The following is a 4420-nucleotide window of genomic DNA, read 5'->3' on the forward strand; positions in this document are numbered from 1 at the left end:
TAAGAAATTGGCGGTTCAGTGGTTAAATGAAGTTCAGTTTTTCAATCAAACTTTAGTGCTGGTTGACAGTGAAGTGCTTCGAAATCGCCACCTTCGGGTAGCTGCAAACCGTTGGCGGTAATTTTAACACAGAACCCGATTGACATGAAAAGAAGATTTGGATTTTTAGCTATTATGACACTTTGCAGTTTTTTTTCCATTGCCCAAGATGCAAACATTAAAGAAGCTAAACTTATAAGAATTAATGATGGAGATCCAACATTTATATTCAATCTATTTGAAATTAACCTAAATAAAAAAAATGTTCATCTTATTAATCCAATAATAAATTATCTAGATATAAAAGGTGGAAAACAGAAGTATAAAGTAAAATTAAAAAGATCGGATTGGAATAAAATAGAGAATTTTCTTTTGGACATAAATTTACACGATTATGAGCAAGTGGAATTTGACCACAAAAGATATTCAATTATCTTGTTTAATGAAGATACAAAAGGGATTACATACATTCCAAACAATGAAAATGAAATAGATAGATTAAAAAGGATAATAAGAGTAATCAGAGATTAATAAAAAAATACCTCCAACAAGTTATAGCCACAATAGCGGGCTTGGTGCAAGTTTCAGGTTCACTGCCCCCGCTTCAGCTTTTATCACGGTGGAAAGTGACGAAGCCCGCAAATCCGCTACTGTGGCTATACCAGGACCGTTATAGGGCAGCAAAAAAGACGACAACTTAAGGAATGAACGATAAAAGAAACATACAAACAATTGCTCCATTTTTAGCAAACGACTTCGTAGACTTGGACGAGCCAATTTTTGACACGGACAAGTATTCAATTTTTTTAACCGAAAATTCTAATCGACTTAAAAATTTCAAGAAATACCTCATTTGGAAACTTCACGACAGTTGGATAACAGACTTTGAAATAAAATCGGATAAATTAAAATTGAGCTTAAACGACTTTACAACTCACGTTTTCGCGGACGCTATCGTAGAAAAATTCAAAGTTGATATAGAACACGACAAGCTTGTCTTTCCAGTAATTTTAGAATTTAAGGGGAATTTAAATATGGAGTTTTTCAGGGTTGAAGAATACGGAGGCTTAGAAAGTATTGACCAAATAACAGTTGATGAATATCTTGGTGAACAGATTTTAAAACTTAATGATGACCTCATTGAAATCGCCTTTGAATTATGGCATAAGAACCCAAATGAAGATTTACCAGGAGAAAGGATTTTAATGATTGCCTCGGCAAAAGAGCTTAACCTGACAGAGAATCAAGATGAAGCTTGGAATGAAATTTTTGGTAAGAAGTATTACGACTACTATCATTATTTTAAGGAGCAATTTGAAAGTGAAAGGTATGTTTCTGACTACACTGAATGTTTGAAATTGGTAGGGGAATATAACGAAAAAATAAAAAAGCCGACCGCATAACAGCATATATAACTTATGGCGGGGGAAGCGGTAAATTTAAGCTTGTGCTTTTAAGTAAATTTGGTGCAAGCGGACAAGAAAGTGCTTCGAAAACTACCACAAGTCATATACGCAAAACGTTATAGGGCATTCCCCCTACTTTAAAAAAAGTTGACTTCGTAAGCTAACGGATTGGCGGAAGGACAAGAAGTAATTGAGAAAATGGAAATTTTATAATTATCTTATTTTCAGTAATATACAAAAACGTTAGTCAGAATTTTAAAAGAGAACAACAACTTGACAACAAAACAAGAATATAGACAATTTTTAAACGACAATTTCAAAGGACTAAGACTTCGGAAACCTTTGTTTTATAGTTGGGACTTCGGACTTCGTTTTGACCTGCAAACGGTAGAAACTTCTAATTCGAGCAGACAAATTTTGGACGGAGAAGGAAATGTTATTCCACACGTAGGTGACACCGACACTGATGAATACTTTCAAGTAGTTACAAAACGAGCTTCGACAATTTTTAAAACTGTATTTGACAATTCAGACAAAGTGTTTTTGGTTTTTATGGACTACAAATACAAACGGAGAAAAATTAGATTTTCAAATTTCACATTTAAGCAAATTGACAATCTCCAAAAGACTGAAATCAGCTACTCGAAAGAATTACGACTTTATGAACCAGACGACAAATTTGATATAAGAAATATTGCAATTATTAAATTAACCGCTGACAGAATTGATTATAAGAATATTCTAACAGCAATTGGACATACTGACTTTCCGCCAAGACAGCCACGGCTTGATCAAAACGGATTTCTAACAGGAAAAGAATTTTATTTTGTGAATATTGACAAGAGACTTATTTTTCATATATATGATGACAGGGGACTTGATATTATTTCGTCTGACAAAGAAACGCTTAGACCAATTTATAAACAACATAACGACTGGTTACTCGACAATGATAGAGAACGAATTGACAAGCAGTTTAAATAAAGAAACACATAACAGTGTTAAACACGAAGTTTGGGAAGACCGTGAAGGGCTCGCAACTCTTTGTTTAGCAGATGAACGTGGAGACGATTGCAGAAAACTATTAGAACCTGAAAGTAAACTAATTCATACTTTCTATGCGAGTAGTCATTATGACGCTATGACAATCTACTACAAGTTTATGGATTGGGGAATATATACGACTGAATTTGAAATAGACAAACAACCGTATGACAAGAAAAACGCCCTATAACAGCCGTTTTGCAAAAGCGGGGGTTTCGTACTTCTATGAAAGTGAAGTGCTAAATCCAAGTTTTGTGTATCTAATGAAGTTTAGTGCTGACGACAGTGCAACTTTAAACTTTAGAGCAAGAAATTAACTTTGAAAACAAAAAATGCGGACGACTATTTTGACACAGACTTTTTTTTTCTTGACGACCTTGCTTTTCGGACAATCGGGCGACAAGGTTGAGCAAATTCGAAAGACAGTTGAGCAAATCAATAAGGAGACTACATATACCACCAAGACACTGGACAATGAACAATTCTTGGAGCAAATGACTGACGGAGGCGGACAGTTGACAGGGTATTTTAAAAACGGACAGTTGGTAAAAGTTTGGGAGCGGGTAGGACTTTCAAGTTGCGTGACGAACTATGAATACTATCTTCAAGACAACATTCTCATTTTTGTTTACGGACAGGAGAAGGTTTTTGCTTATGTTGACAGCATTGGCTCTTTTGACTTCATGACACAAACTCTAGGAATGGAGTGCAGATTTTATTTTGACAACGGCAAATTGATAAAGTCAAAGTTCACTGGACAAACAAGATGTTCTAATCCACCTTCGGACACACAAGTACCAGATTTATTGGCTGACACCAAACGATATTTAGACCTATTTAAAAAATGACAGCAAGCATTCACAAACATTCCTTCTTTGACAGAAAAGCACGAACCGCTAACAGCACCTACCCAAAAGGCGGGGTTTTGTGTTCCAAAGACAGTTTTAAGGTTAATGGAGCATTCGTTTTTCAAATCAAGTTTTGTGGTAAAAGTCCCGCCCTTCGGGTAGCTGCCAACCGTTACCACACATTTTAGAAAAACATTGAAAACAATAATAACATTACTTCTGACTTTAGTTTCGTGCCTTACATACGGACAAGGAAACGGACTTTATAAGTTTCAATCCGAAAACGGGAAATACGGATTTATGGACAAAACTGGAAAAATTAAAATAAAAGCGGAATATTTAAATGTTGGAGATTTCAGCGAAGGACTTTGTTACGCTTCCAAAGAGGTTATAAAAAAAGGTTACAATTGGATTTTTATTGACACTTTAGGGAATAAGGTGTTTGACATTCAAGAGAATTTTCCAGAAACTGAATTTAGCAATGGTTTTGCTCGAATTTCAAGTTTTGAATCACATTGGTTTGTGAACAAAAACGGAATAAATGAATTTGGAAAAACTTGGAAAGATGGACACGGAGAATTTAAGAATGGAATTGCTTATGTGAGTGACAAACAGTTTTCAGATTTTTATCCAATAAATACAAAAGGAGAAAGAATTGACAACAAAACTCTTTCAAGAATAGATATTTACAACTTAACTAAAAATGACATTTTAGAAAGTAAAATCCAAACAGAATTTAAGTCAGATAAATATATTCCTTTTCAAGAAAATGAGCTTTGGGGTTTTAAAGACAGTCTAAATAAAGTGATAATCCATCCTAAGTTTTACAAGGTAGACAAGTTCAAAAACGGTGTTTGTGCCGTGAGGATTAATAAACGTGAATTTGAAATTGTTAATGATTATTTTCTTGATGCTCTGATTGATGAAAATGGTAAAATTCTTATAGAAATTGAAATGCATTGTTATATGGGATTTCAAGGAGAATTAATAAAATTTTATGGAGCGCCTCATTTTGGAGGTGGAATTCATTATTTAAATAAAAACGGACAAAAAGTAATTCCAACTCAATAAAAAACGTGTGGT

At 34.2% G+C, this 4420-nt stretch carries 5 protein-coding genes; all 5 read left to right on the top strand.

Annotation, left to right across the window (positions count from 1 at the left end; all coding sequences use genetic code 11):
* Positions 1-144 precede the first annotated feature (144 nt).
* The 5 genes from H1A14_RS22875 to H1A14_RS22895 all read left to right on the top strand — a co-directional run bounded on the left by H1A14_RS22875 (position 145) and on the right by H1A14_RS22895 (position 4408).
* Positions 145-570, top strand: a complete 426-nt coding sequence (locus H1A14_RS22875; RefSeq protein WP_194778641.1) for a hypothetical protein — start codon at positions 145-147, stop codon at positions 568-570.
* A 173-nt stretch (positions 571-743) separates the two neighbouring features.
* The gene (locus tag H1A14_RS22880; RefSeq protein WP_194778642.1) at positions 744-1442 is read left to right on the top strand and encodes a hypothetical protein; all 699 of its coding nucleotides are present in this window, start codon (positions 744-746) and stop codon (positions 1440-1442) included.
* Between the two features lie 276 nt (positions 1443-1718).
* Positions 1719-2429 (top strand): DUF3885 domain-containing protein, encoded by a 711-nt coding sequence (locus H1A14_RS22885; RefSeq protein ID WP_194778643.1) that lies wholly within the window; start codon positions 1719-1721, stop codon positions 2427-2429.
* Between the two features lie 392 nt (positions 2430-2821).
* On the top strand, positions 2822-3337 hold the full coding sequence (locus H1A14_RS22890; RefSeq protein WP_194778644.1) for a hypothetical protein: 516 nt from the start codon (positions 2822-2824) through the stop codon (positions 3335-3337).
* Between the two features lie 195 nt (positions 3338-3532).
* Complete coding sequence (locus H1A14_RS22895) at positions 3533-4408, top strand: WG repeat-containing protein (protein ID WP_194778645.1); 876 nt, start codon at positions 3533-3535, stop codon at positions 4406-4408.
* Positions 4409-4420: the final 12 nt, after the last annotated feature.

This window comes from Pararhodonellum marinum (genome assembly GCF_015354735.1).
Classification (GTDB): Bacteria; Bacteroidota; Bacteroidia; order Cytophagales; family Cyclobacteriaceae; genus Pararhodonellum; species Pararhodonellum marinum.